Raw genomic sequence first — 26400 nt, forward strand, 5'->3', positions numbered from 1 at the left:
GGACCCTCTTTTAGGAATTTGTAGTACCTGGAGTAAAAAGCTCCTCCAGTTGTTTTCTCAAGACAAATTTCATGATTTTCCCACTGGCATTTCGAGGCAGCGCTTCACAGAAAATGTATTTCCTCGGGCGTTTGTAATTGGCAAGCTGATTGCTGTTTTTGCAGTGTATATCCAATTCTTCGTCAGTTACCTTCGGATCCTTTTTTACCACGAAGGCAGTTACAGTCTCGCCCCACCGGTCATTTGGCTGGCCAACTACTGCCACATCAAGGACACCAGGGTGGGCATGCAAAAGGTCTTCGACTTCCCTTGGATAGATATTTTCGCCGCCGCTGATAATCATGTCATCGACACGGTCATTGACATAAAGGTACCCCTCATCATCGAGATAACCGATATCTCCGGAATGGTACCAACCTTTATACAATGCTTTTTCTGTCGCTTCTACTTGGTTGAAATAGCCGGCCATCATACATGGTCCTTGAACTATAATCTCACCGGTTTCACCGACTGGTACCACATCATCTGGATCTGAGGGACCGTCTTCTCGAGTGCGAACCACCCGAATATCATGACTCAAGGCTGCTTGCCCTGCCGATCCTGCTTTCCTCAATTGGTCAGTCTCTGATAGAAAAGTAATGGCGGGACCCATTTCGGTCATTCCATAGGCTTGAATTAATGAGATTCCTAGGCTGTTATGGAGTGCATGAACGAGTGATGGGGCCATTGGCGCCCCACCATATAAACCAAGCTTCAGACTGGATAGATCATACTTGCTAAGGTCCTCTTGAAGGAGCATGTTCCACATGGTTGGCGCCGCAAAGAATTTCGTGATTTTTTCTAATTCAATCAATTGGAGGATCGCCTTTGGATTGAATTGATGCAAAATGACATTACTTGCTCCTGCATGAATCCTTGGCAGGAACGCACAATGGAGTTCAGCGCAATGAAACATTGGTGCAGTTACGAGACCAACGTCTTCCGCTCTAAGTTTACATGAGGCAATACAGAATACACTTTGGTCTACCATATTGCGGTGGGTGTGCATAACTCCTTTCGGCCTTCCCGTTGTCCCACTGGTATAGATAAACGCATAAAGATCCGTTTCCTTCACGTCCCCCTGAATATCCTCCGTGGACGAAGTGGCCAGTTTTTCCTGATAACTAGCAGCAAACGCGGGGGCCTCGTCATCAATAAACCAGAAGGAGGTCTTGTCAAAGCGATTGGCGATCGCTGAAATAACAGGCTCTAAAGCCTTTTCAAAAAGAACAATCTTTGGCGTGGCATCAGAAAGAATAAAGGCAACCTCCTCAGGGGTTAAGCGAAAATTAATCGGATTGAAGATGGCACCGATTTTCGCACAGGCGAAAAAAGCTGTTCCTAATTCTTCGGTATTAAACATGAAGGTGGAAACACGATCACCCTTTTGGACACCTTCTTTTATGAGGGCATTAGCGAGCCGGTTCACTTGTTCGCTCCATTCCTTATAAGTAAACCGGACATTTTTTCTGACATCGTAAATGGCTTGTTTGTTCGGATACTTTTTCACCGTCAAATCAAAGATTTTCCCGATTGTCGTGCTCATTGAATCGCCCCCATTACTGGACTTTTTATGGTCTTTCGTATGTTTTGCTGGTTTATCAACGTATCTTGATAGTTCATCAGCGAATTCCTGTGGCCAATCAGCATATCTTGATAGTTCATTAGCGAATTCCTGTGGCCAATCAGGAATATTGATGGTCTATCAGCGAATCTAAATAACTCTTAGTTTATTCGCTCAATAATCGTTGCGTTTGCCATACCGTGGCCTTCGCACATGGTTTGCAATCCGTAGCGCCCGCCGGTCCGCTCAAGTTCGTGCATCATTGTCACCATTAAACGTGCCCCGCTGCCGCCAAGCGGATGACCAAGCGCAATCGCTCCGCCATTTGGATTTAGTTTTGCTGGGTCTGCACCAATCTCCTTAAGCCAAGCCAGCGGAACAGAGGCGAAGGCTTCATTGACTTCAAACACATCAATATCGTCGATGGATAAGCCAGACTTTTCTAGTGCCTTTTGTGTGGCCGGAATTGGTCCTGTCAGCATCAAAGTTGGATCCGAGCCAACCACCACGCGTGTGTGAACACGGAAGCGCGGTTTTAGACCAAGCTCTTCTGCTTTTTCGCGCGACATGAGTAATAAGGCAGCTGCCCCGTCGCTTATTTGGCTGGAGTTTCCGGCATGAATCACTCCATCTTCTTTAAAGGAAGTGCGGAGACCTGCCAATGCTTCTATAGATGTTCCTTTCCTCGGACCAGAATCATCCTTGATGACAGTTGTTGTACCGTCAGGAAGCTTTACCTCGATTGGGTAAATTTCTCTTGAAAAATAACCTTCCTCCTGTGCCTTGAGTGCTTTTTGATGACTTTCAAGAGAAAATTGATCCAGCACTTCACGGGTAAAACCATAGTTTTCAGCAATCCGCTCGGCCGACAATCCTTGATGAACCATTTCGTACTTTGACCTTAAATTTGGACTAAAAGGTTCCTCAGCCCCTTTGTAGTTTGAGCCCATCGGAACACGGGACATGCTTTCAACACCGCCGGCGATCACAATGTCCATATCACCGGCAAGGATCGCTTGAGCAGCGAAATGCACAGCTTGTTGACTTGAGCCGCATTGGCGGTCAATTGTTGTCCCCGGGACTTCGATTGGGAAGCCGGCAATTAACGCAGCAACTCTTGCAATATCGCCTGCTTGCTCGCTGGCTTGGGTAACACAACCCCAAATAACGTCCTCCACAAGCGCTGGGTCGATCCCTGCTCGATTGACTAGTTCCTTTAACGTTAGGGCTGATAAGTCATCCGGACGGATATCCTTTAACACGCCATTTCTTCTTCCTACTGGTGTACGTACTCCTTCAACAATTACTACTTCACGCATAGTCATCTTCCTCTCTATAATCCTAGATTTTTCGCAATAATCGTTTTCATAATTTCGTTGGTTCCAGCGTAAATGCTAGAAACAGGAATATCACGGAATCGTCTCGCAATCTCGTATTCTTCCATATATCCGTAGCCACCATGGAGCTGCATACACTCTGCGGCAATCTTCTTGGCGATATCGGTTAGCTTAAATTTCGCCATCGAGACCTTCGTTACTACGTTTTTCCCTTCAATATGCTCGGCAATTAACTGATCCAAAAAAGCTCTGCCCATTTCAATTTCTGTTGCCATTTCCACAATTTTAAACTGGGTGTTTTGAAACTGGCTTACTGGTTTTCCGAACGCTTCTCTGCTTTTTACATAGTCAATCGTCATTTTGAGCATGACTTCCGAGGCAGTTTGCGCCCCAATTGCGACAAGAAGCCGTTCTTGTTGGAGTTTTTCCATTAAATAAAGGAAACCATTACCTTCCTCCCCCAGTAGGTTTTCTTTCGGTACACGGCAATCTTCAAAGATTAATTCCGCTGTATCCTGGCAATGGAGACCGACTTTGTTTAACTTTCTTCCACGTGAAAAACCAGGGGCATCTCTCTCGATGACGATGAGGCTGACACCTTTATGCTTTGGTACCGCATTTAGGTCCGTTTTAACAGCAACAACGATGAGGTCGGATTGAATCCCATTGGTAATGAATGTCTTTTGTCCATTAACAATATAGTGGTCTCCGTCCAATTTTGCTGTTGTTTTGATGTTGGCCAGGTCAGAACCTGTGCCCGGTTCTGTCATTGCAATCGCTGTGATAATTTCACCCGTAACACATTTCGGCAGCCAGCACTGCTTTTGCTCTCCTGTCCCATAGGCGGTGATGTAAGGGATGACAATGTCATTGTGGAGGCCTATCCCAATTAAGCCTGAGCCCACTCGTTCCAACTCTTCATTAATGACGACCGCAAATCCCCAATCGACCTCACTGCCGCCATATTTTTCATCAATATCAGGACAAAGAAACCCCTGCTCCCCCATCTTTTTCCAGAAGGAACGTGGAATCATTCGGTCCTCCTCCCACTGCTCATAAAAGGGATATGCTTCTTTGTCCAAAAACTTTCTCAATGACTTGCGAAAAATTTCATGATCTTCATTTAAGTATGGATGTTTCATTCAAAGATACCTCTCTTTCGATGTGGGTACGGTTACATTTTTAAAAGTACACGGAGTTTTTTTACGAAATTACGTTTTTTTAGACGAAAACTTGGACTTTTTTTACAAAATTACGCTTTTTTAGACGTAAACTTGGACTTTTTTTACAAAATTACGCTTTTTTAGACGTAAACTTGGATTTATTTAACAAATCACAGCCGCTTTTATACAATAGTTGGAATAAAACACTAACTCCACTCTATATGGTTACATTTCTCATCTTCTCACGGAGTTGATATTTTAGAACTTTCCCAGAAGCGTTCCTCGGCAGCTGCTCTTCTATAAAAATTCTCCTTGGAACTTTATAGCCTGCTAGTTTTTGACGACAGAAGTTCTTCAATTCCCTCTCATCTATCACTGCACCTTCCTTTGGCACAATAATCGCACAGACAGCCTCTCCCCAAACCTCTTCGGGCAAACCAATAATAGCCGCATCGAGGACGTCAGGATGTTCAAAAAGAATACCTTCAACCTCAACGGAGTAAACATTTTCTCCGCCTGATATAATCATGTCTTTTTTACGATCAACTATCGTGATATAACCTTCTTTATCAATCGTCGCTAAGTCACCGGTATAGAGCCAGCCATTTTTCAAGGTGCTCTTCGTTTCTTCCGGCTTTTTATAATATTCCTTCATCACCATGTCACTGCGAACAATAAATTCACCAATCACTCCAGGTAATACATCATTATCTTCTTCATTGACCACCCTTGTTTCCGTCAAGAAGATAGGTTTCCCACCCTTGCCAAGGTGATGTTTATGTCCTTCTGGATCGAGGAGAATTCCGCCAGGGCCTGCTTCAGTTAGGCCGTAAAGGTTATAGAATTGATCGGTTTTAAAGAGTTGAATGGTTTTTTTGATAAGTTCCGGTGCCATTGGCGCAGCCCCGTATCCGACTCTTTTAATAGAAGATAAATTATAATCTGCTGCATTGGGAACTTGGAGTAGAAAGTTATACATAGCTGGAACCGCAAAAAGATGGGTAATTTTATGTTCTTGAATCGCCTGGAGCGTTTTAACTGGATGAAAGTCGCGATGAATAATATGTGTAGCACCAAGTGCCACCCCAGAAATAAGGAACAAGTTTAACTGCGCAGAGTGAAACAGCGGTGGGAGGTGGAGAATTCGTTCATGCTGTCTAATCCCCATATTAATAACTACAGCAATCCCTACTTTAAAAATTTGACTATGATCAAAAAGAGCTCCCTTCGGTCGACCGGTTGTACCCGATGTGTAGAGAATTTCTAAATCATCCTGCTCGGAAACCTCAACAGCCGGCTCATTTAGATTATTGGATAAAATCCTTTCATACGAATGGGATCCAGTTGTTTCTGGGTCACCAACGGTAATGACCAGCCGAGTTTCCGTGCCTTGTTTTGCAGTTGTGATTATTTGTTCAAACTCCTTGTCACACACAATTAAAGACGTATCGGATTGGTCTAAAATGTAGTGAATCTCTGATGCAGTTAGACGAAAGTTAACAGGTACGGCAACGGCCCCAATTTTGGCAGCGGCAAAAAACGTAAAGACAAAGTGATCGGAATTCTTCATTATCATTGCCAACTTGTCACCCTTATTTACCCCCTGGACCAATAAGCCGTTTGCCAGTCTATTTACTTCTTCATTAAATTGGCGATACGTATAACTTCGTCCTTCACATTCGATGGCTAGTATTTCAGGAAATTTGCGGGCATTTTGCGCTAAAAGGTTTCCGATATTCATATAAGAATCCTCCTTCAAAAAGACTTCCCTCAATATTCATGCAATTTTTGTGCCAGTATTCAAAAAAACAATACGTAGGCCATCAGCCTGAAAAGCAGCAGCCTTAAATGACGATCTGTTTTTCAAGCAAACACAAAATACAAAAAGGTGTCCATTTTTTGGACACTTTTCACCCTAGGTCGGCAGTTTGTATTTTTTGATTTTTTCATATAAACCGGATCGGCTGATTCCTAGTAATCTAGCCGCTTTTACTTTATTCCCTTGTTCTTGTACTAATGCCTTTTTAATCGCTTCGAGTTCTGCGTTTTCGACAAGAGATACATTTAAAGAAGGCTCTATAACGGAAACCTGCTTTACTAAATAATCGGGAAGATCCTCCAATCTAATTTTCCCATTTTCCGCAAATGTCATGGCCCGTTCCATAACATTTCGCAGTTCACGGACATTTCCAGGCCAGGCATAATCTAACATCGCTCCTCTTGCCCTTTCTTCGATACCAGTAATGCTAGTTCCTAAAATTTGATTCAATTCAATCATGAACCGACCAATCAAATGTTCCGTATCATACAGTCGATCGCGGAGTGGCGGGACATTTAATGAAATAACATTGAGACGATAATATAAATCCTCTCTAAAAAGACCCTCTTGAACCATTTCTTCTAGGTTTCGATTGGTGGCGGCAATGATTCTGACATCAACCTGAATTCTTACCGTACCGCCAACCCGGTAGAACTCTCTTTCCTGAAGCACGCGCAGCAGCTTGGCCTGCAATGAGAGTGACATGTCCCCTACCTCATCAAGGAAGAGCGTTCCGCCATTAGCCAAATCAAACTTTCCAAGTTTGCCTTTTTGTCTCGCACCCGTAAAGGCCCCTTCGTCATAGCCAAAAAACTCTGATTCTAGCAAATCCTCTGGTATCGCTGCACAATTCACCACAATAAACTTTCCTGTATTTCTTGCACTGCTATTATGAATTGCTTGAGCAAACAATTCTTTACCCGTACCACTTTCACCACGGATAAGAATAGTTGACCTTCCTTTTGCCGCTTTGGCCGCACTTTTTTTCAATTTTTCCATATATGGATCAACGGTAAATAGGTGATCCCAGGTAAACCTGGCTGACTCTGACTTCTGAAATTGCTGATGATAAAAACTCGCCTTATTTTCCGCTTTCTGCAGCTTTTTGAATAACTCGCTGACCTCATTTAATTGTCTAAACACGACCTTGCCAATGGCTCCAATGATTCTTCCATTCTCTTGAATGGGAATTCGGTGGACGATATATTTAATACCATTGATTTCTAAAAATTCGCTAACCTCAGCGGTTTCTGATTGATAAACATTGTCTAATTGTAGTTCCGGTAAAGCTTTCGCAACGGGATGGTATAGAACTGCTTCTAGTTGAAGATTAAATAATTCGAGTAGAGGAGGACTGACCATCTGGATGTTTTTCTTTTCATCCGTCATGACAATCCCGTCATAGGCATGGTCTAAAGCTGTTTCTAATGTCCTTTTTAAGGTTTTTACTGTTTTTAACTCTTGTGAGGTTTGCAGCAGTGACATGACCATATCTGTTTTCGTGAGGATTCCTACGACCTGGTCCTGTTCATTGATGATCACACCGGTGCCAACCTGACTGTTTTTGACAATCAATTCGATTTTTTCATATGGGGTATTAATGGGCAGTGTTTCAACCTGAGCTTTTATGTATTTTTTGATGGGAGTGGTTAGGGGTTTCTCGTCCAAAACCATTTGAAACAAACTGCTTCGGGTAAAAACGCCAACTAGTTTTCTAGCAACATCCGATACAGGAAGCAGGTTCCACTTCTTTTTGTTCATTAGACTGATGGCTTCAACTAGTGTCGTATTTTCGGTAACTATACAATCGACTGGCGTAATAAGCTCTTTAATTTGGAGCATTTCGTTACCCCCTTTTATTCATATCTTTATTGTAACAAAAAAGAGGGATATTTTTGAATATTTTAACAATACTTCTGATCATTCCATACGAACAAAAAGAGAAGGCTTGTGCCTTCCCCAACTTCACCTTTATTTCGGCTGCATTCTTATTGCCCCATCAAGCCTAATTGTTTCTCCATTTAACATTGGATTTTCAATGATGTTTTGAACGAGTTGTGCGTATTCACTCGGGAATCCCAGTCTTGACGGGAACGGGACCATTTTTCCAAGCGAATCTTTCGCCTCTTGTGAAAGGGTATCAAACATCGGTGTATGGAAAAGTCCAGGAGCAATGGTCATCACACGAATTCCGTGGCGAGCAAGCTCTCTTGCAATCGGCAGAGTCATTCCGACAATTCCACCTTTCGAGGCACTATAAGCAGCCTGGCCAATTTGTCCGTCATAAGCAGCAACAGAAGCAGTATTAATAATCACACCTCTTTCACCCTGTTCATTCACTTTATTACTGATCATCGTCTCTGCAGCGATCCGAATCACATTGAAAGTACCGATTAAATTCACATGAATGACTTTTGAAAAAAGTGAAAGATTATGCACACCATTCCTGCCAAGCACTTTCTCCGCAATCCCAATCCCTGCACAGTTCACTACGGTATTCACTCCACCCATAAACGCAGCAGCTTTACTAACTGCTTCCTGAATGTCTTCCTCTATAGTGACATCTGCTTTTAAAAATAAAACAGCTTCACCAAGTTCGTTTTGGAGACGTAAACCATTTTCTTCCGATTGGTCAAAAATAACCGCTTTTCCTCCGTTTTGAACAATGTTACGGATGGTTGCCTCTCCAAGCCCTGAGGCACCGCCGGTAACGATCGCACGACAAGTTTGAATTTGCATAGTTCATACCTCCTAATAGGATTTCCTATAATTCTCTTTTGCAAGTATTATGCCAAAAAGAAATACTCTAGAATAATGGTCATTTTTACTGTTGACCTTTAATGAATGTGTTTTAGGTATGGACATCTTTGCCAGAAAAGTGATCATTTACTGAACAGTTTAATAAAGTTGTAGAAACGTAAGAAAATTAGGTCTCAGCATATCGTGTGTTTTGCTTCAGCATACATCGAAATATATCTAGATAGTTCATCTAGTAAAATAATAACGGGACTTTTGTCGTAAAAAGTAGAACTTTATATATTGAATCTTCCAAAAATTGACGACTATAATAGAATTGTTGAAATAAATACAATAATTGGAGGAATTATGGTGAAATTAAGACGTCTTTCTATTCTTTTCATCCTCATGCTAGCACTAAACACCTTCTTTTCATCTTTTGTTTTTGCAAAAGGTGATCCGTGTCATTGTAGTTTAGTAGCACTTGGGGATTCGATTACATATGGGTATCATCTTGAGCCGAATCAAACCAGCCCATCGCCAAATGCTTTTCCTAATTTAATAGGGAAGGAAGGAAAAAACACGGTTACAAACCTTAGTAAAGTTGGCCAGACATCTACAGAATTGTTAAATAGTCTAAGTGATTCACAAACTTCAGATGCAATAAAAAATGCGGATATTGTTACATTATACATAGGTGGCAATGATCTTATTGAGGCGACAGGCTTAACTGAATTATTGAATAATCCAGATCCTGAATCATTAACAGAAGATAAATTGCAAGCCATGGCAGCTCAAGCAGGTACTGTTGTTACTGATTTGAAATCAAATTTAGAAAAGATTATTGAAAAAATAAAAGATCAAAATAATGACGTAACAATTATTTTATACAATCTTTATAATCCTGTTGCAGATACCAAAGAACTGCAATCTTTTCATACACTTGGAGATAGTATGGTTAAGTTGGTAAACGAACAGGTGATTAATCCTCAAGCAGGACAAAACGGTGTTCATTTAGCAAATGCTTATACAGCATTTGACGGAAATCAATCTCAATTTATTTTAGACGGAGAATTTTCTGCTTTTGGACTTTCACTAGGCATTCATCCAACATTAGCAGGTCAACAAGCATTAGCCCAATTAGCAGACGATATTCTGGCACCACTTTTTCCTGAAAAAGAACTTACCATTAATTTAACTCAATCACCTTTAGATTCGACGAAAGAGCCAGTAACGATAAAGGTTGAAACCAACGCTGACAATGTACAAGCCATGAAATGGCTCCCAGGTACAAAAATAGCCCAGGACTTTAAATCAGAAGGTACAGTATTTAACGATTCTACCTTCCAAGTTAGCGAAAATGGAATCTATACTGTTTATGTACTAGATCAATGCGGTAATGAAATCATTGCAACGATTGAAATTAAAAATATTGTTAAAGATAACCCGGTGCCAAACCCAGGGGATAATCCAAATCCAACAACTGAGCCAGGCGACACAGATCATCCAAATCCAGCACCTGAACCAGGGAATACAGATAATCCAAATCCAACACCTGTGCCAGGGAACACAGATAATCCTAATCCAGCACCTGAGCCAAGTACCACAGATCATCCAAATCCAACACCAACGAACAATACAAATCCAACAACTAGCACATCAAGTACTGGAAACGAATTACCTCAAACCGCTACACCAATCTATAACTATTTAGTTATTGGTCTAGCCTTGATTTTAGCAGGGTTTGTTGCTATGAAATTCCGGAAATTTAAAAGACTGGATTAAGACATAAAAAAGGTCAGGACCTCATTTAATATGATGTCCTGACCTTTTCCTTTGCTACTTCGTCTTTTAACGACGCTCGTTTTCTTCTTTCCATTATTACAACTAAAACAATAGCTGCTATGAGAAAAAGACTAGCGATACGAAAGATAGATGCCGTCCCAACAAACTGGGCGAGCACCCCAAAAATAAGACCGCTTAGCCCAATCCCCAAATCAATCGACGAAAAGATCATCCCGTTGGCCACACCTCGTCGATGTGCAGGTGTCATGAGTAAGGCCCAAGATTGCAGCGTTGGTATCAAGCAGCCGAATCCGATACCGAATAATGCACCTGAAATGGCAATAAATAAGCTGGAATGTGCAAAAGAGAGTACCCATATGCCAACAAATGTAGCAAATGTACAGAACAAAACAAGTCCTATAGGGCCCTTCTCATCAAACCATCTCCCTGCAAATGGTCTGCCCAATGTGGCTATCACCGCATTAAAAATATAAAATAAAAAGATCTGCTCAATGCCACGCTCTTCACCAAAAATGACAATAAATGTTACCACCGATCCGTAACCTAAATTGATGATAATCGTGATAAATGCTGGAAACCAACTTGATTTTTCAACCAGTGAACCTAGATAGGAAAATTTCAATTCTTCTTTTCTAGTATTTATCACTGCTTTAGGAGTTTGATACTTTACAGCAGTAAGTAAAATGATCGAGATAACCCCTAATATCGCTGAAAAATAAATTAGATTCGTGAAAGAAGTGATATTGTAAACAAATATTCCTACACTAGGGGCAATAATGTATGCAATTGTCATCGAAAGTCCGAAATAGCCCATCCCTTCACCGAGCCGTGAATTTGGAATCACATCAACCGCCGCTGTGCCATTTACAGTTGTTGACCATCCCCAGGCAAGACCATGGACAAAACGGAATAATAGAAAAATCACCACAACCTGTGAAACTGGATAAAGAATCGTGACCATTAAAAGCATAATTGCTCCTATTAAAACTAGTGCTTTTCTAGGCTTATACTCAAGCATAAAGCCGATAAACGGCCGGCTAATGACAGCGCCAATCGAAAACAATGCCGTCACTAGGCCAATCTCCAGCCCCGAAGCCCCAATGGATTTTATATATGGCGGCAGTGTGGGAATAAGCATTTGAAATGACATAAACACAAATAGATTTCCCACCATGAGCATAATAAACGACTTCGTCCACAAACGATCTTTCAAACAATCCCCTCCCCTTCACTCCAATAAAAAAGAATCTTCACACTGAAGATCCGCTTACTTATATTTACTTCGTATTTCTAAATAATAGCACAGAAGATGGAAAAAGAATATTTGGATATCAGATAGTTTTATAAAATTTGTTGGTTTCTTCGGATTAGTGTCCGACTAGTAAACAAAAACCTTATCAATTTTTTTGATTTCCGTTATCATTAAATAAAGAAAACATTGTTAAATTGGAGGAATCCCCACTTATGAAAAAAATGGTTATCACCCGTAATATTGATCAAGATTACATAACACAAATCAATGCGATGATTCCTGATTGGGAATTGATTGTAGGCAAGGATAAAAATATTTGGCAAGAGCATCTAAAGGACGCGGAAATCATCGCTGGCTGGCACAATGGGATAGAAGAATACTGCCTCGCTCCATATTCCAAGCTGAAGTGGCTCCAATCTTGGAGTGCCGGTGTTGATTACCTGCCGCTTGAAGAACTAAATTCTAGAAACATTTACCTGACTAGCGCCAATGGCGTCCATGCTTATCCGATTTCTGAAACTATCTTCGCATTAATGCTTGGCTTAACGCGGAAAATCCATACCTACGTTAAAAACCAACAGAAGAAAACCTGGCATCATGCCCATATGGGACTAGAAATACATGAAAAAACGATTGGAATTATCGGCGTCGGTACCATTGGGAAAGAAACAGCGAAAATCGCTAAAGCATTTGGCATGCACGTCCTTGGTGTCAGGCACTCTGGAAAGCCAGAGGACTATGTGGATGAAATGTATACTCCAGACCAATTAGATCAGCTGCTCCCAAAATGTGATTATGTTGTGGTAACATTACCGCTCACAAAGGAAACGAATCAAATGTTTGGCGCAGAACAATTTAAGCAAATGAAGACGTCCGCATTCTTTATGAATATCGGCCGTGGGGAGATTGTCGTGGAAGCTGACCTTATCCAGGCATTAAAGGAAGGAATAATCGCGGGAGCAGGACTCGATGTGTTTGAAACAGAACCGTTGAGTCCGGAAAGTCCGTTATGGGAGATGGAAAATGTAATCATCACCCCCCACACATCTGGGTCAACCGATCACTATAATCAGCGGGTCATTGAAAACATCTTGATCCCTAATTTAAAAGAATATCTTTCTAGTAATATCCCATCGATTAATCTTGTTAATTTTTCAAAAGGTTATTAATACAGGAGTACAGAAATTATTGAAAAAAGAAAATAGAGAGCCTATTATTACAGTCTCTCTCAGATTGTCGAGAAAGGGTATTTTTCTCGGCAATTTTTTATTCTCAGCATTTAATTATTCATTGTACCTGCTAATGGGCCTGTTGATTTCCGCGGAAGGCACGCAGACTCCTGCGGGAGTACGGGGCAGGGGAGACCCCGCAGGCGCTTCAGCGCCGAGGAGGCTCCCCGGCACGCCCGCGGAAAGCGAAGTGCCTGGAGCGCAAATCAACAGACATGTTGCAAAGCCTATATAATAATAATATTATAATGAATTAACGCGGTGAATCGTTAAAGTTATTGTAGAAAATAAGAGGCTGCCGAAAGTTTCTCGACAGCCTGAGAGAGACTATTATTACAGTCTCTCTCTCCCAAATCTATCATTTTTTAAATCTTCCAGGTGTGAACTTTTCACTGGCTTTAAAGTTATAAACCGGTTTAATGAAACCTGCAATCTCAACAGTTTCTTCTACCTTTTCTAAAATTTCATTCATTGACTTATAGGCCATTGGCGCTTCATCTAATGTTTCTTCCGAAACAGACGTCGTCCACACGCCCTCCATTGTTTTATGAAAATCGTCCATATTGAGAGTTTTCATTGCTTTCGTGCGGCTCAATACGCGACCCGCACCATGCGGAGCAGAATAATTCCATTCATCGTTCCCTTTACCGACTGCTAGAATCGACCCGTCTCTCATATTAATCGGAATAATAAGACGTTCGCCTTTTTGCGCGGACACGGCCCCTTTTCGTAAAATCAGGTTCTCCGTGTCAATATAATTGTGTACCGTATCGAAGCGGTCCTGCTCCTCAAGTCCCATATTTTCCGTGATCGCTCTTGCAATTTCTTCGCGGTTAGCTTTTGCAAATGCTTGAGCTAACTTCATATCATGCATATAGTTATGAAAATCCTCGCCTTCCAAATACGCTAAATCATTCGGAATAACGGGATTCTTTTCTTTATAGCTTTTAATCATTGCTTCGATTTCTTTTTGACGTCCTTCCGCCTTTAACTGGTCAATGATATCAGTTAAATCCTGCTGACGAAGTTTTGAGATAGCTACCTTTTGGTAGTAGGTGGCAATCTTCGCCCCAACATAGCGGCTGCCAGTGTGTATGGTTAAATAGTGATAGCCATTGGTATCAACTGAGACCTCAATAAAATGGTTCCCTCCGCCTAGTGTACCTAAGCTATACAGGCTTCTATTTTCACTCAATATGTGATCTGCTTCAAATTCTTGAATGGCGGGAAAACTAGTATTAATAAACCTGACTGTCTCCTCTGTATGAAGCTCCTGCCCACTTGGGACATACGTACGGATCACTTGATCAAGTTTATTAAAATCAATTTTTTGATCCTGAAGTTTGACGGTTAACACGCCGCAGCCGACATCTACACCCACTAGATTGGGGACGACCTTATCCTTTAGCTGAATGGTTGTTCCAATCACACAACCTTTACCGGCGTGATAGTCTGGCATAATACTAATCTTTGCATCCTTTAAAAAAGCTTGATTACATAGCTCTTGGATTTGCTCTAGGGCTGTTTCCTGAGGATAGTTCGAAAAAACACAAGCCTCTGTTTGTGCACCCGTTACTTTAATCATTCGTTTCCCCTCCTTCAAAACAGATTACCCATATGCTACCATTTTTTTGACATTTGAGCAACGCAATTTCATAAAAAAGGAAGATGCCTCGGACACCTTCCTTTTCCAAATATTAATAGACGGTTTGCATACCTTTTCCTGCCACCGTCATCCACTCAAACTGACGCAATCTAACTTCAAACAATGTCAACGGATCGCGGAACATTTCTGGATTGGTATTCATATTCGTAAGCATTTCTTGGTTTGTCTGGATTCCTAATCTTGCTTCCTCCACTGAACGATTTAACAGATTCAATGGACTCTTGAAAAATAGGATAACATCTCGCTCCAGTGATTTTTCAAACAGCTCAAATTGCTGGAAAAACTGTTGCTTGACGGCAGAAATTGCTTCGATATACTCCTCATTTTCTACAAATGATTTGTATTTGTTAAAAAGCAGTGCTTTATTTTGTGTCATGGCACCAAACAGCTTACCAGCGCTTTTTAATAAAAATTGAGACGGGGTTCTGCGCAGCAGAATATTGACAGTTTCCAACTGGAAGCGACTTGTCATCCGGTCAGTATCACGGTGCCAATCATCGAGCACTTTAAAATCGCAATCAAGGCTGAGGCGTTCTTCCCCATACATGTGATTAAAGCCTTCACCTATTTCATTCAAGAACTCCTGACCTTGCACGAACTCCTCTTTGCTTCCCTCGATCCATTCTTGGAGCAAGCGGTAATATTTTGGCATGACCGTCTGATCTAGGTACACTTCCAGTCTCTTGTTCATCTCATCATTAAGTTCTACGTGAATCTTGCTAAAATTACTGTCTTCTTTAATGAAAGAGGAACACTCTTGAAGCATCTTTGGAACAGACTCTGATATATCCTTTTCAATTAAAGCTTTGATGGCACGGTAGGACTGCACCACTGCTTTTGTTTTTTGGGTCTCCGTATCCTTCAGTTGATTTACGGCCCCCGTTAACTTCTGGAGCATTTCTTCATTCCAACGCACGGATTCTACCAATTGATTTTCAACATCGATCCGTTTTTGCATAAGGCTGGCAATCGTGGTCCGAATATAGAACAACAGCTTTGCCAACCGCTTATCTTCAATGTTTCTCATATTTTTAATGGATTGGATAAACTCTTTTAAGTCCTTAAGCTGCTGACTGCTTTCATATTGCGATGAAAAAGCAAACACGAAAGCATCCGGTAAATAGGATTGAATCCTCGCCCTAGTTTCATCGAAAACTCTTATCGCTTCCTGCTCATTTACAAGCGTATCGGTCTTACTCAGTAGAAAATGAACTGGAATATCAGGAGCTAACTCTTGAATCTTTGCAAGCACTGATCTTTCTTTTTCCGTAAACGGTGCATTTGCATCGAGCACAAAGAGGACGGTATCTGCCAATTGCAGATTCTTCAATACTTCATAGGAATCATTATAGTTTCCTTTTAGGCCAGGGGTATCAATTAAAGCGACCTTATTTTCCTGTAAAAAGGCGTTCGGCCGCCTAAATTCAATCATAGATTCCAACGCATTACGGCGTCGGTCCATTCGTTCTTGAAAATCAGAAAAACCAGATAAACGAGTCTTCTCTCGATCAGTAATTTCTATGATTTCTTCTTCAGCTGAATCTTTAAACATGACCACAGAAGAGGTTGGGCTGTCCTGTAAATCCTCTCCAAGAACCAAATTAACAAAAGTCGATTTTCCACTTCCGCTTAACCCGGTAATTAATAGATGTTGTTTGTCAAAATCGACTAATTGCTCGACAATCCATTTTACTCGATTATTCTCGCCCATCTCATTTGATTGGGCCCAATTCGTAATAGCATCAAATAGTGTCAGGCACTCCTCTAATTCATCCATATCAGTTTCCGTAATGCTGATCAGTTTTTCAGCCTCACTAACGATAGACATACTTATGCTTGCTGGAAAAAGCTCATTCCATGAGAGCACGGCAGCTGCTGCAAGCACGGTATCTTTACGATCGGCAAGTCGTAACCAATTTGTCAGGAAGTCTGGAATAAAATCCTGCAGACTTTTAATGAAATACCTTCCATCAATTAAGTTGAAAAATGCTTCCTTATGGAGGCCTGAAAGTACAGATAAGTTTCTATCCCGACTGATTTCAAGGTTTAATAACAAATGGTTCATTTCTCTTATCCAAGTAAAATACGATTCTTCATTCTTATAGCTGTCCCAAAGGGCGGAAATAAGCTTCTCAAATTTTTGTTTATTCAGACTAAACACTTCAAGTAAAGCCTGTGAAAAATAACTCGGCGCATGACTTCTAGCCACACCATTTTCCACATAGGTAATAATCATATCGTACCAGTCTAATGATTCCGTCCGTTTTGCCTCGTTTACTGCTAGTTCAATCGCATGATTCCAATCCTGCTGCTCTTCAAAAAAAGAACGAGCGATTTCCGTTACGTTCGGATAATCTGGGTTTGCAGCAATTGTTTTTTTAATCACCGACAAGGCCAAGTCGAGCTTATCTCGCTCTATATACAACGAAAATAACTGTAAGGCCACTTCCGTATTTAGGGTGAGATTATTGGTTTGAATTGCACAATAAAGGTCTTCAGCAGTCGATAATAAACCTAACTCATAATATGCATCCGCAGTATTTTTCTTTGCCCAGGGTTCAAGTTCATTGATTATATTCTCCCATTTAAAAATGGCAGCCTCATAATCTTTATGATGGAAGTACACTTCCCCCTGCGCAAAGCGAATAGACGATAAATCAGGCAGGTCCTTTAGCGCTTCCTCCTGAAACAGTTCACCAAGCACCTGGATCGGATGAATATTTTCATGTTCATTAATGAACATTTCATAATACGTTTTCTGTTTTAATTGCGTCTCTAATGTCATATCTTTCCCTCCAATTACACCACTCTCTGTCATTCATATGGAAAAGAGGCCTAATTATTCTATATACTATTCGACGGATTTTCTGATTATAAGTCCTAATTATACGATTCTACCAGAGCAATTTTTTAAAAGGATGTCATTTGTATTTCATTTTGGAGACAAAGAAAAATAATTAATGACACTTACTACATATTTTACAGAACTTATTACAAATTTTTCGAAACTTACTACATTTTTTCAGACTCTTATTACATATTTTACGAAGCTTACGACATTCACTGGATATTATTGGAAATAGGTTGATTATTAGACGTAAAATGAACTCTTATTTTCAAATCAAACTAAAAAATAAGCCCACCATGAAATGGCAAGCTTCATAGAGTTCACTTATCTGACTGATAAAGGTTTCTCACTCTTCGAATTCAAAACAATTTCCGAAAAGTATTCGACTGTCCTCATTTCTTCATTGAACAAGTAAGAAGACTTCCACGTCTCCTCTAAAAATACCTCCATTACCATGAGGGCACGGCGGTCACCGCTTGCTGCCTGTTCAAGCGCGACAATACTCTCAAGAATTTTCACCATAAGTTCAGCCGCCTTTTTCGAGTGAAAGGTTTTATGATCTGCGGATGCCCTACGTAATGATTTTGATAGGTTCTGCAATTGAATTAATTTATTTTCAACCAAATAAGTCCATTCGGATGGCAAATGGGCAACTCCCCGTAAGCGTTGACTCATCTCTTCTAAAAACAGTTCCTCTGCTTTATACTTCTCGATTAAACGCAGAACCTCTAATCCGAGAATATTGGCCGTTCCTTCCCAGACAGTCAGGACTTGGGCGTCCCGCAATAGTCTTGGAGTAACGAAGTCTTCGATATAACCATTCCCGCCGTGCATTTCAATCGCTTCATGTGCATAACGAATCGCTTGTTCTGCCGTTTCTTTTTTCAAAAGGGCGATGTAGAGACGATTGAGAATGGCCTCCTTTTGACTTGCTTGATTATTCATAACGCGCTCAAATAAAGGAAGATAGGTAAAAACGGTGCGTGTTTCAATTTCCAGCTTTACAGCTAGCCTTGTCAGCGTGTCCTTGACCATTGGATAGTTTGCGAGCTTACTTCCGAACGCATCCCTTTTTAAAGCATATTCCTTTGCTTCATAATAAGCTCTTCTCATAATTCCTAATGAGGCAACGGCATTGCAGACTCTTGATAGATTTAGAGCTTCCATCATATAGTAAAAACCTTTAGCTGGATCGCCCACAACAAAGGCATCTGCGCCATCAAATTCAACCTCAGCAGAAGGGACTGCCCTGACACCGAGTTTATCTTTTAAACGGCGAATACGAATTCCATTAAGTGTTCCGTCCTGGTTTCGCCAGGGAACCGCAAATAAAGTCAGTCCCTTCGTTCCTGATGGTGCACCTTCTTTCCGCGCTAAAACCATAGCGACCCCGCACATACCGGCATTGGAGGCAAAATACTTTTCTCCATAAAGTTTGAAATGATCTCCTTCTTCAACAGCCTTCATCTCATTCGCACCGACATCGGAGCCTCCTTGACGCTCTGTTAAAAATGTCGCACCCTCATAGTGTGGAACTTCACCTGTTGAGAGGACATGCGGCAAAAATTGCTCCTTCATTTCTTTCGAAGCATATTGGTTAAGTAAATAAGCAGTAGCCATCGACAATGTGACTGGACAGTAAAATCCAGGCTCTGTTTGCGAGAGAAGATACCCTTGTGCATAAGAATATATGTAATTTCCTTTTTCCCCGAGTCCTGGAATTTCTTTATGAACATAACCAACTATTCCAGTATTGTAAGTTTCTTCAACGGTTCTTCTGTAGCCCTCGTTCACCCATACTTCAGAAATATCTTCACCATAGGCATCATATTTGTTTAAGCGCGGCTGTCCTTCCCGGTCCGTAAACCTTGCCCGATCATCGATAGCAGTTGCACATTTCTCACCAAAGACAGTTAACTCCTTGTCTGCATATTCAAAAAAGGGTTGATCGAGTAACTCTTTAAGCAAGGATTGAAACTGCAAATCATCTTTGTAAAAATTCATCAAATAACCTCCTGGTTTATTTTTCAGAATAGTCAATAAATAAATTATACCACTTTCTAATTCAGTTAAATATAAGTTTAAGTTAAATTTGGACATTCTTTCTTTTTCATCCACTTTCAAAGTATGAGTATCCCCATAGCTGAAGCTAGGGGTTTCGAAAGAATAGGCTTTAAAGCCGCATTGTCTTTGCGAGGGCTACCACAAGTCCCGCTACTACATCAGACCGAAGCCTTCAGCTTTGCCTTTCTTTTCTTAATGATGATTATTTTTCGTGGGGATTGGAGGAACTGTTTTCTCTCCAGTCCTTCGAAGACATCATTGGTATGTTTCCGGACAATATTAAAAGCTCCATTCACATCGGCATGGATCAAAATCTTAGAACCTTTGATTTTGTAAAAAGCTCGACTGCTTCTATACCCGCTAAAAATAGTTTGGTGCTCTTCCCCGTAAGTTGGAATCGGGTCATGATTCAAGAAACTAGACTTGGAGGTATAGCTTTCTTCTCGAACAATGACTTGAATTCCATGTCGCTCTGCTTTGTATCGAATCATTCCTATGAAAGTGGCATATGGGATTTGTATGAAGGTTTGTTTTGTAGTCTTTTGCATATCAACCTCCATCTTCCAACCCTTATTTTTTCCAATGATGATCGTATCTATGGTTCTTTCTTTCGCAATCTCCACCACTTTTGCGCTGGCCTTATGTAAAAAATCCATGACTCGATTGTTTCTTTTTCGGTCTAATGAAGTTAATCTTGTGCTGTTAAACTTCCCTTCCTTTGGTCCTTTTCCATTTCGAAGGATACTCATGTATTTCGCTCTTAATTTGTTATAATATTGATTGATCGATTTTAACCATTTGCCCTTGATAAGCAGAGGCTTTAGCCCCGTGTTATCGATGATAGTTGCCAGGTTATCTACGCCCAAATCAATACCCATTACTCGTTTCGGCTCAAATATCCATTCATTTAATTGTTTTTCTGATTGTTTGATCTCTTTTTCATCTTCACTTTTAAAAACGACTTCCATTACATACCGGCCATAAGTCGGGACAATCCGCACTTGTTGTAGTTTACCATCTATATGTGCGATTTTTCCCAGTTTTAATGTAAGAGGAGTACCTGGTAATGAAAGCACATTTCCATTTTTAATTTTGGTAATTTGATTGGTTAAATAAGAAGTCGTACGTCCATTCTTCGGTTTATACTTAGGAATCCTTGGCTTTCCTGAAAAGCTAGTAGGCATGGTTTTATATTTCTTAGAGGCTTCGAAGAAACTTTTCCAATCATCATATACCTTTTTCATGGTTTGTTGATTGGACTGTGAGGGCATAGAAAGGTAATCGGTTTGTTTCATCACTTTAAACAGTGCTTCTACAAAGGTATAGGGAAGGAATGCTTTCTTTGGATGGGGCATTTTAAATAGATTTGGTATTGGCTCCAAAACATGGCCATTTTTATCGACTTTTTTAGGCCTAGATTTGGCTCTCTCAAAACTTTTTAGACGAATTTTATTCATTTGAGGTAAATGGTCTTGAATATCTGTTAGAACTTGAAGTTGATTTTCATTTCTTGTTTCTTTGTTTAAAGCTGTGTAAACCTGTCTAATATAGTAGTTGGTGATATTGTACAAGTTTTTCGCTTTAAAACAGAGTGAGTCACAGTAGTCGAACAATTCATGTTCCGGCTGAATTTGTATTTTATAAGATCGATACAAATCATTCACCCCTCTCCAAAAGGAACAAGTGTTCTATATTTATATTCTCATTATACCAAAGAATTTCAAAAAATGTATAGTAAAATTACTTGCATTATCCTAAAAAAACGAACAAAAATACAGCTTATATCCCCATATCTAAAGCTAGGGGGTTTTACGCTGCTTTTTGATAATTGGTTCAAATACATAAAGGGGAAATCTAAGTTGGAAAAGGAACAAGCTATATTTTTAGCTAACAGTATCGAATCCTCTAATTCATCGACCTATGAGATTAAAAAACTTGAAATTACGGGTGGAAGCCTCCAAAAGTTTCATCAATGGACTAATGGAAAACCAACGATAGCAGCATATGAGGTAACCAGGCCAGATAGCGATACGGGTTATTATTTTTTATTCATTGATTGGCATCGTAATGACAACTATTATTTAGTCATTTATGCACATGATCGCTCCACAACCTGCGCAGAGATACGACAAATCCAAGAAATTGATGGGGTGCCTCATATTGTCTGGGGATACAAACCATTTAAACGGGATGGAAAAAATGACCAAAGAAAAGCCTATTTTAAACAAATGTTTGGTTCAACAACCGTTCAAATCAAACTGCCTTCTACATTACTTGAGGTTGATGTATTTTTGGGACAATTATTTAAACTGTGTCAAAACCGGCTAAAAGCGGACCGGATTGTGGATGTTTTTGACTTTGAATAAAGAATGGAGTAATAGAAATGACCACCTATAAAAACTGTCAAAGCTGTGGAATGCCGTTAGCAAAAGATGAGCTTGGGGGCGGAACGGAAAAGGACGGAAAGAAGAGCACCAAGTACTGCAGCCACTGCTATTTGAACGGAGAATTCACATTACCTCATATTACAGTTGACGAAATGAAAGAAAGAGTAAAACAAAAGATTGTAGAATTCGGGATGCCGAAGTTTATTGCGGGGATGTTTACAAGAAACATTTCGAAGCTGGAAAGATGGCATTCGAGGAAATAACAAAAAGGAGGCTTTGAGCCTCCCTTTTCGTTATAAAACCTTACTTAAAAACGCCTGTGTCCGTTCTTCCTTAGGATGATCAAATAATTCTTTCGGAACATTTTCTTCGACAATCAATCCGCCATCCATAAATATAACCCGATCGCCAACTTCTTTGGCAAAGCCCATTTCATGTGTCACAACCACCATCGTCATTCCTTCTTTAGCTAGGTCCTTCATAACCTCAAGTACCTCGCCAACCATTTCAGGGTCGAGTGCAGACGTTGGTTCATCAAAAAGCATGATTTTCGGCTCCATTGCTAGCGCCCTTGCAATCGCAACCCGCTGCTTTTGCCCACCTGATAAAGAATCGGGATAGGCATCTGCCTTATCCTCTAATCCAACTTTCCGTAAAAGTTCCAAACCCTTAGCTCTCGCTTTTTCCTTTGGAATATTTCTTACTTTCATTGGTGCAAGCATAATATTTTCAATCACTTTTTTATGCGGAAAAAGATTGAATTGCTGAAAAACCATTCCCACTTCTGTACGTACTTTATTGATATCTGTTTTTTTGTCCGTCAAATCGATTCCTTCAATTAAGACATGACCACCGGTAATCGTTTCAAGCATATTTATGCAGCGAAGAAATGTTGATTTTCCGGAACCCGAAGGTCCAATTACCACGACTACTTCTTGATTCTTGACTGTAACATTGATGTCCTTGAGGACTTCGTTTTTGCCAAAGGATTTTTTTAAATTCTTTACCTGAATCATTCGGTTGCCAACCTCCTTTCAAGAAGATTTAACAGGAAGCTTAAGGAAAGTGTTAACACAAGATAAATAACTGCGGCCGCAAGATACGGTTCCCAGACTCGGAAATACTGTCCCTGCATGGCTCGTCCCCAATACATAAGTTCAGGGGCTGCAATTAGAGCCGCCAGCGATGACTCTTTTATTAAGACGATAAATTCATTTCCAAGCGGTGGAATCATTCGTTTAAAGGATTGCGGGAGGATGATATACCGCATAGCTTGTACATGATTCATCCCTAAAGAACGAGCTGCCTCCATCTGGCCCCGATCAATCGATTGAATTCCCGCGCGGAAGATTTCAGCGATATATGCCGCAGCGTTTAATGATAGTGTAAGAATTGCAGCTAAAATAGGACTTGTTTTTCCAAGAAAAAGGGGTACGACTGCAAAATGGATTAATAATATTTGAACAAGTAATGGTGTACCTCGAAAAAAGGTAATGTAAATGGTAAAAGGCCAGGCGAGGAGCTTATTTTTCATTATTTTCCCTAATCCGATGAATAAGCCAAGAATGGTACCAATCAAAATGCTTGCGATTGAAAGCCCAATGGTTAATATTGTTCCTTTAAGAAAAAAAGGAGCATATTCAACTAAAATATCCCAACGAAAATCCATACTTTAAATCCCCCTATTAAACAACAAGCTAATTATCGAATCTAACTAGCAAAAATTGCGTAACTGCTAAGTAAGAGTTACGCAATTTAATAAGCAATATTACTGCTGATCCTTTAAGATCTGGGTATCTGGTTCTACTTTAAACCACTTCTTGTATACATCTGCATACGTTCCGTTATCAATAACCGCTTTTACAGCTTTATCAAAGTCTGCTTTAATCTTGCTTCCCTTTGGAAACATTAATCCGTAAAATTCCTTAGCAAAAGCACCTGAATCTTCAATGACAACAAAATTATCTTTCGGGTTGTTTTTTGCATATTGCTCGATAACTGTGTTATCAGCAACTACAGCATCTGCTCCGCCGCTTTTTAGTTCTAAGATTGCTAGGTTATTATTTTCAAACTTTTTGATTTTATCGCTATTTTTGCCTAAAAGACCTTCAACTGCTTCTTGTCCAGTTGTTGCATTTTGAACGGCTACCGTTTTATTATTCTTTAAATCTGCTGCACTCTTAATATCACTATCTTTTGGAACTAAGATTTTATTGGTTGATAAAAAGTAAGGTACTGAAAAATCATAGGTTTGTTTTCTTTCATCGTTGATGGTGATGGCGGAAAGTCCAATGTCAGCGATTTTCTTATCTAATTCAACAAAAATTGGATCCCAGCCAACATGCTCCACCTTAATTTTATAACCAGCTTCTTTTGCCACTGCATTGATAAAATCGATATCAAAACCGACAACTTCCCCTTTATCCTGGTATTCAAACGGTGCATAGGCGGCATCTGTTACCACACGCAATGTCTTCTTTTCCCCGTCTCCCCCAGTTGTTGTGCTTGTACTCTTACTCGTTCCACAAGCTGAAAGAACCAAGAGTAGTGCTGCCATTAATACAGTTGAAAATAGTTTAAATTTCTTCATTTGTTCAGACCTCCAATGTTTTTTTATAAAAGTAATTATTGTAAGAATTGATAATATTCCGAATATACATGATTATACCCTGTTTTGACTTTATATTCAATATTTTAAATATTTTACTATATTAATACTGTAATAACCTGAAGTGTTTAGCATCGTAGAATAATAACTTCTTTTATTTCCATCTATTACTCCTGGATATCCTCCTTTTTACATTGCATATTCTTTTTCTTGAGATGACTTTTTCATGGGCATTCGCCGATACACCTCCTATACACCTACATAATCTATAGGGTACTTACCACATAAGGAGAGATGCCCAATGAATCCGTATGGTTATTATCAAATGCCACAAATGCCGGTTGATTATAATGCCTATGTACAACCAGAACAAATGAATTACTATGGTCAACCAGAACAATTTATTCCCTATGATCAACAAGAACAAATGAATCCCTATGCTCCAGCAGAGCCATTTAATCCCTATCTTCAACCTGAACAATATGACCCAGCAAGGCAGCCACAGCAGGTTGAGCGCAGACTGAATCAACTGGAGAGGGCGAATGAGCGTCAAGAAAGGGAGATCAATCAACTACAACGCCAAGTAGCCCAAATCGACCGTAGACTCCAACGCGTGAATCAACGCCTTCGTGCAGTTGAAAGAAGATTTAATTTCCCATTCACACCATTTGATGGCGAATACTAAGAGAAACTTTAAGGACCGGGCATGCGCCCGGTTCTTTTTGCTTCCAAATATACATCGTCAGATTCTTTTACCCAATCTTAGATGACGATTTAAAATTCCTGTCAGTTTATCTAACAAAACCACTGACAAGAACCAAAAATTCAGTTAACTTTTCATTATAAACAAGAAAGAAAGGAAGATTTCAATGTATCGAAAAATTGATATTAAACTAGCTGAAAGAATCCTTCAATTAGATAAATTAAGAGATGAGTTGTATGAAGAACTCATGAAAACAATGGGATCTCAGGCGAATGAACTTTTAAGAAGACTTCAAAATTATTAATTTCAGTTTGAAGGGGTGATGAAAGTTGGCCACTCATTTGCGTAAAGGACTCGAACGCCTTAGGCAGTTTTATATTAAGAAGTTGTTAGACTCAGGCATGTCTTATTCTTCTGACCATGAGCTTTACTCTCTTACCTTCAATGAACTGGAAAGCCTATACAAAAAAATATTTTCCCCAACAAAATCATGACGAATGCACTCCATAGAAATTTCTTCTGAAAAACAAGTAAAATGGTTTGAATACCCAGTCCAATGTAAGAAAATCTAACATATAATATATTAAATTAACAAATTGATTAAATATTGAAACAATAGGGTGTGGTGAGAGGCAAAAATGGGAAAAGACATATCATATAAAGATAAAAAAGTGATTACAATTGGAATTGTTCGGGACCTCACCGGTCTCTCCGAACGACAAATACGATATTACGAAGAACGAAAGCTTATTTTCCCTGAAAGGTCTGCTGGAGGAAGCCGCAAATTTTCATTTTCAGATGTTGAACTATTGATGGATATTGCCAATAAAATTGAAGACGGAATTCAAACACATGATATTAGGAAAGAAATGCTTCGTGAACAAAAGAAACACAACCAAGAAGATGTACGCAGAAAGATGATTCAAGGGCAATTAAACGCCCAATTTGGTATACGGAAAAAGTAAGGAGCTAACCTTCAATCCCATTCCTTCTATAGAGAATGGGATTTTTTATCGCACTCTTCTCCCTCCGTTCAGACAAAAAGCTGGGGTTATGCCTCATTATTAAAAACCATGTTAGATTATCTTCCAAATTTATAGAAAATAATTCGGAATCATGTAAGAATACTAACATACCGAATGTTAAGAAAACTAACATCATTTAAAAGGGGGAGAAAAA

23 protein-coding genes are annotated in these 26400 nt (G+C 40.0%); 8 read left to right on the forward strand and 15 right to left on the reverse strand.

From position 1 onward, the window contains the following. Window positions 1-10: 10 nt before the first annotated feature. From QF028_RS22385 to QF028_RS22415, 7 genes are all read right to left on the reverse strand, one after another. Window positions 11-1585, reverse strand: coding sequence for a fatty acid--CoA ligase (locus QF028_RS22385; RefSeq protein ID WP_429468939.1), 1575 nt, complete (start codon window positions 1583-1585; stop codon window positions 11-13). Then, window positions 1582-1704 carry a hypothetical protein gene (locus QF028_RS22390; protein ID WP_429468942.1) on the reverse strand — a complete coding sequence of 41 codons (123 nt, stop codon included), beginning with the start codon at window positions 1702-1704 and terminating at the stop codon, window positions 1582-1584. Before QF028_RS22390 ends, QF028_RS22385 begins: the two co-directional genes overlap by 4 nt. Window positions 1705-1764: 60 nt before the next feature. Next, window positions 1765-2922, reverse strand: a complete 1158-nt coding sequence (locus QF028_RS22395) for a thiolase family protein (protein WP_429468945.1) — start codon at window positions 2920-2922, stop codon at window positions 1765-1767. Window positions 2923-2936: 14 nt separating this feature from the next. Continuing rightward, complete coding sequence (locus QF028_RS22400) at window positions 2937-4082, reverse strand: acyl-CoA dehydrogenase family protein (protein ID WP_429468948.1); 1146 nt, start codon at window positions 4080-4082, stop codon at window positions 2937-2939. 238 nt (window positions 4083-4320) lie between these two features. Then, window positions 4321-5844 carry a long-chain-fatty-acid--CoA ligase gene (locus QF028_RS22405; RefSeq protein WP_429468951.1) on the reverse strand — a complete coding sequence of 508 codons (1524 nt, stop codon included), beginning with the start codon at window positions 5842-5844 and terminating at the stop codon, window positions 4321-4323. 174 nt (window positions 5845-6018) lie between these two features. After that, window positions 6019-7764: a sigma 54-interacting transcriptional regulator gene (locus QF028_RS22410; protein ID WP_429468954.1), complete on the reverse strand. Its 1746-nt coding sequence runs from the start codon at window positions 7762-7764 to the stop codon at window positions 6019-6021. A gap of 129 nt (window positions 7765-7893) precedes the next feature. After that, window positions 7894-8661: a 3-hydroxyacyl-CoA dehydrogenase gene (locus QF028_RS22415; RefSeq protein ID WP_429468957.1), complete on the reverse strand. Its 768-nt coding sequence runs from the start codon at window positions 8659-8661 to the stop codon at window positions 7894-7896. Window positions 8662-9027: 366 nt separating this feature from the next. Here QF028_RS22415 and QF028_RS22420 point away from each other — a divergent pair, with 366 nt between their 5' ends. Continuing rightward, window positions 9028-10443, forward strand: coding sequence for a GDSL-type esterase/lipase family protein (locus tag QF028_RS22420; protein ID WP_429468960.1), 1416 nt, complete (start codon window positions 9028-9030; stop codon window positions 10441-10443). Window positions 10444-10468: 25 nt separating this feature from the next. On the opposite strand, the gene QF028_RS22425 is transcribed toward QF028_RS22420, so the two are convergent. After that, the gene (locus QF028_RS22425) at window positions 10469-11677 is read right to left on the reverse strand and encodes an MFS transporter (protein ID WP_429468963.1); all 1209 of its coding nucleotides are present in this window, start codon (window positions 11675-11677) and stop codon (window positions 10469-10471) included. A gap of 251 nt (window positions 11678-11928) precedes the next feature. Here QF028_RS22425 and QF028_RS22430 point away from each other — a divergent pair, with 251 nt between their 5' ends. Further along, entirely contained in the window at window positions 11929-12885 is a 957-nt protein-coding gene (locus QF028_RS22430; protein ID WP_429468965.1) for a D-2-hydroxyacid dehydrogenase, read from the forward strand. A gap of 418 nt (window positions 12886-13303) precedes the next feature. Here QF028_RS22430 and QF028_RS22435 read toward each other — a convergent pair whose 3' ends face one another. The 4 genes from QF028_RS22435 to QF028_RS22450 form a co-directional block, all read right to left on the reverse strand. Next, entirely contained in the window at window positions 13304-14530 is a 1227-nt protein-coding gene (locus tag QF028_RS22435) for an RtcB family protein (protein WP_429468968.1), read from the reverse strand. Window positions 14531-14642: 112 nt separating this feature from the next. Further along, entirely contained in the window at window positions 14643-17396 is a 2754-nt protein-coding gene (locus tag QF028_RS22440) for a dynamin family protein (RefSeq protein ID WP_429468971.1), read from the reverse strand. Window positions 17397-17783: 387 nt separating this feature from the next. After that, window positions 17784-19463: an acyl-CoA dehydrogenase family protein gene (locus tag QF028_RS22445; RefSeq protein ID WP_429468974.1), complete on the reverse strand. Its 1680-nt coding sequence runs from the start codon at window positions 19461-19463 to the stop codon at window positions 17784-17786. A gap of 218 nt (window positions 19464-19681) precedes the next feature. Beyond that, entirely contained in the window at window positions 19682-21178 is a 1497-nt protein-coding gene (locus QF028_RS22450) for an RNA-guided endonuclease InsQ/TnpB family protein (RefSeq protein WP_429468977.1), read from the reverse strand. A 204-nt stretch (window positions 21179-21382) separates the two neighbouring features. Here QF028_RS22450 and QF028_RS22455 point away from each other — a divergent pair, with 204 nt between their 5' ends. Then, the gene (locus QF028_RS22455; RefSeq protein ID WP_429468979.1) at window positions 21383-21889 is read left to right on the forward strand and encodes a hypothetical protein; all 507 of its coding nucleotides are present in this window, start codon (window positions 21383-21385) and stop codon (window positions 21887-21889) included. 17 nt (window positions 21890-21906) lie between these two features. Next, on the forward strand, window positions 21907-22173 hold the full coding sequence (locus QF028_RS22460; RefSeq protein WP_429468981.1) for a zinc ribbon domain-containing protein: 267 nt from the start codon (window positions 21907-21909) through the stop codon (window positions 22171-22173). A gap of 30 nt (window positions 22174-22203) precedes the next feature. On the opposite strand, the gene QF028_RS22465 is transcribed toward QF028_RS22460, so the two are convergent. The 3 genes from QF028_RS22465 to QF028_RS22475 all read right to left on the reverse strand — a co-directional run bounded on the left by QF028_RS22465 (window position 22204) and on the right by QF028_RS22475 (window position 24500). Then, window positions 22204-22926: an amino acid ABC transporter ATP-binding protein gene (locus QF028_RS22465; RefSeq protein ID WP_429468984.1), complete on the reverse strand. Its 723-nt coding sequence runs from the start codon at window positions 22924-22926 to the stop codon at window positions 22204-22206. Continuing rightward, window positions 22923-23579, reverse strand: a complete 657-nt coding sequence (locus tag QF028_RS22470) for an amino acid ABC transporter permease (protein ID WP_215002834.1) — start codon at window positions 23577-23579, stop codon at window positions 22923-22925. Before QF028_RS22470 ends, QF028_RS22465 begins: the two co-directional genes overlap by 4 nt. Before the next feature lie 99 nt (window positions 23580-23678). Continuing rightward, on the reverse strand, window positions 23679-24500 hold the full coding sequence (locus tag QF028_RS22475) for a basic amino acid ABC transporter substrate-binding protein (protein WP_429468987.1): 822 nt from the start codon (window positions 24498-24500) through the stop codon (window positions 23679-23681). Window positions 24501-24819: 319 nt separating this feature from the next. Between QF028_RS22475 and QF028_RS22480 the strand changes: the two genes are divergently transcribed. The 4 genes from QF028_RS22480 to QF028_RS22495 all read left to right on the forward strand — a co-directional run bounded on the left by QF028_RS22480 (window position 24820) and on the right by QF028_RS22495 (window position 26186). Next, entirely contained in the window at window positions 24820-25203 is a 384-nt protein-coding gene (locus tag QF028_RS22480; RefSeq protein ID WP_429468990.1) for a hypothetical protein, read from the forward strand. 184 nt (window positions 25204-25387) lie between these two features. After that, a complete protein-coding gene (locus QF028_RS22485; protein ID WP_215002829.1) occupies window positions 25388-25525 on the forward strand; it encodes a hypothetical protein in 138 nt (45 codons plus the stop codon). 37 nt (window positions 25526-25562) lie between these two features. After that, on the forward strand, window positions 25563-25715 hold the full coding sequence (locus tag QF028_RS22490; protein ID WP_429472463.1) for a Fur-regulated basic protein FbpA: 153 nt from the start codon (window positions 25563-25565) through the stop codon (window positions 25713-25715). Between the two features lie 144 nt (window positions 25716-25859). Continuing rightward, window positions 25860-26186: a MerR family transcriptional regulator gene (locus tag QF028_RS22495; RefSeq protein WP_098930184.1), complete on the forward strand. Its 327-nt coding sequence runs from the start codon at window positions 25860-25862 to the stop codon at window positions 26184-26186. Window positions 26187-26400: the final 214 nt, after the last annotated feature.

This window comes from Neobacillus sp. B4I6, assembly GCF_050434045.1.
Taxonomy (GTDB): Bacteria; Bacillota; Bacilli; order Bacillales; family Cytobacillaceae; genus Neobacillus.

Bases quoted from the DNA above. Each gene is read 5' to 3' on its own strand.
- QF028_RS22445 (WP_429468974.1), bottom strand. From the start codon at position 19,463: ATGAATTTTTACAAAGATGATTTGCAGTTTCAATCCTTGCTTAAAGAG.
- QF028_RS22430 (WP_429468965.1), top strand. From the start codon at position 11,929: ATGAAAAAAATGGTTATCACCCGTAATATTGATCAAGATTACATAACA.
- QF028_RS22385 (WP_429468939.1), bottom strand. From the start codon at position 1,585: ATGAGCACGACAATCGGGAAAATCTTTGATTTGACGGTGAAAAAGTAT.
- QF028_RS22400 (WP_429468948.1), bottom strand. From the start codon at position 4,082: ATGAAACATCCATACTTAAATGAAGATCATGAAATTTTTCGCAAGTCA.
- QF028_RS22435 (WP_429468968.1), bottom strand. From the start codon at position 14,530: ATGATTAAAGTAACGGGTGCACAAACAGAGGCTTGTGTTTTTTCGAAC.
- QF028_RS22415 (WP_429468957.1), bottom strand. From the start codon at position 8,661: ATGCAAATTCAAACTTGTCGTGCGATCGTTACCGGCGGTGCCTCAGGG.
- QF028_RS22460 (WP_429468981.1), top strand. From the start codon at position 21,907: ATGACCACCTATAAAAACTGTCAAAGCTGTGGAATGCCGTTAGCAAAA.
- QF028_RS22420 (WP_429468960.1), top strand. From the start codon at position 9,028: ATGGTGAAATTAAGACGTCTTTCTATTCTTTTCATCCTCATGCTAGCA.
- QF028_RS22410 (WP_429468954.1), bottom strand. From the start codon at position 7,764: ATGCTCCAAATTAAAGAGCTTATTACGCCAGTCGATTGTATAGTTACC.
- QF028_RS22405 (WP_429468951.1), bottom strand. From the start codon at position 5,844: ATGAATATCGGAAACCTTTTAGCGCAAAATGCCCGCAAATTTCCTGAA.
- QF028_RS22395 (WP_429468945.1), bottom strand. From the start codon at position 2,922: ATGCGTGAAGTAGTAATTGTTGAAGGAGTACGTACACCAGTAGGAAGA.
- QF028_RS22480 (WP_429468990.1), top strand. From the start codon at position 24,820: ATGAATCCGTATGGTTATTATCAAATGCCACAAATGCCGGTTGATTAT.
- QF028_RS22470 (WP_215002834.1), bottom strand. From the start codon at position 23,579: ATGGATTTTCGTTGGGATATTTTAGTTGAATATGCTCCTTTTTTTCTT.
- QF028_RS22440 (WP_429468971.1), bottom strand. From the start codon at position 17,396: ATGACATTAGAGACGCAATTAAAACAGAAAACGTATTATGAAATGTTC.
- QF028_RS22390 (WP_429468942.1), bottom strand. From the start codon at position 1,704: ATGAACTATCAAGATATGCTGATTGGCCACAGGAATTCGCTGATGAAC.
- QF028_RS22485 (WP_215002829.1), top strand. From the start codon at position 25,388: ATGTATCGAAAAATTGATATTAAACTAGCTGAAAGAATCCTTCAATTA.
- QF028_RS22475 (WP_429468987.1), bottom strand. From the start codon at position 24,500: ATGAAGAAATTTAAACTATTTTCAACTGTATTAATGGCAGCACTACTC.
- QF028_RS22465 (WP_429468984.1), bottom strand. From the start codon at position 22,926: ATGATTCAGGTAAAGAATTTAAAAAAATCCTTTGGCAAAAACGAAGTC.
- QF028_RS22495 (WP_098930184.1), top strand. From the start codon at position 25,860: ATGGGAAAAGACATATCATATAAAGATAAAAAAGTGATTACAATTGGA.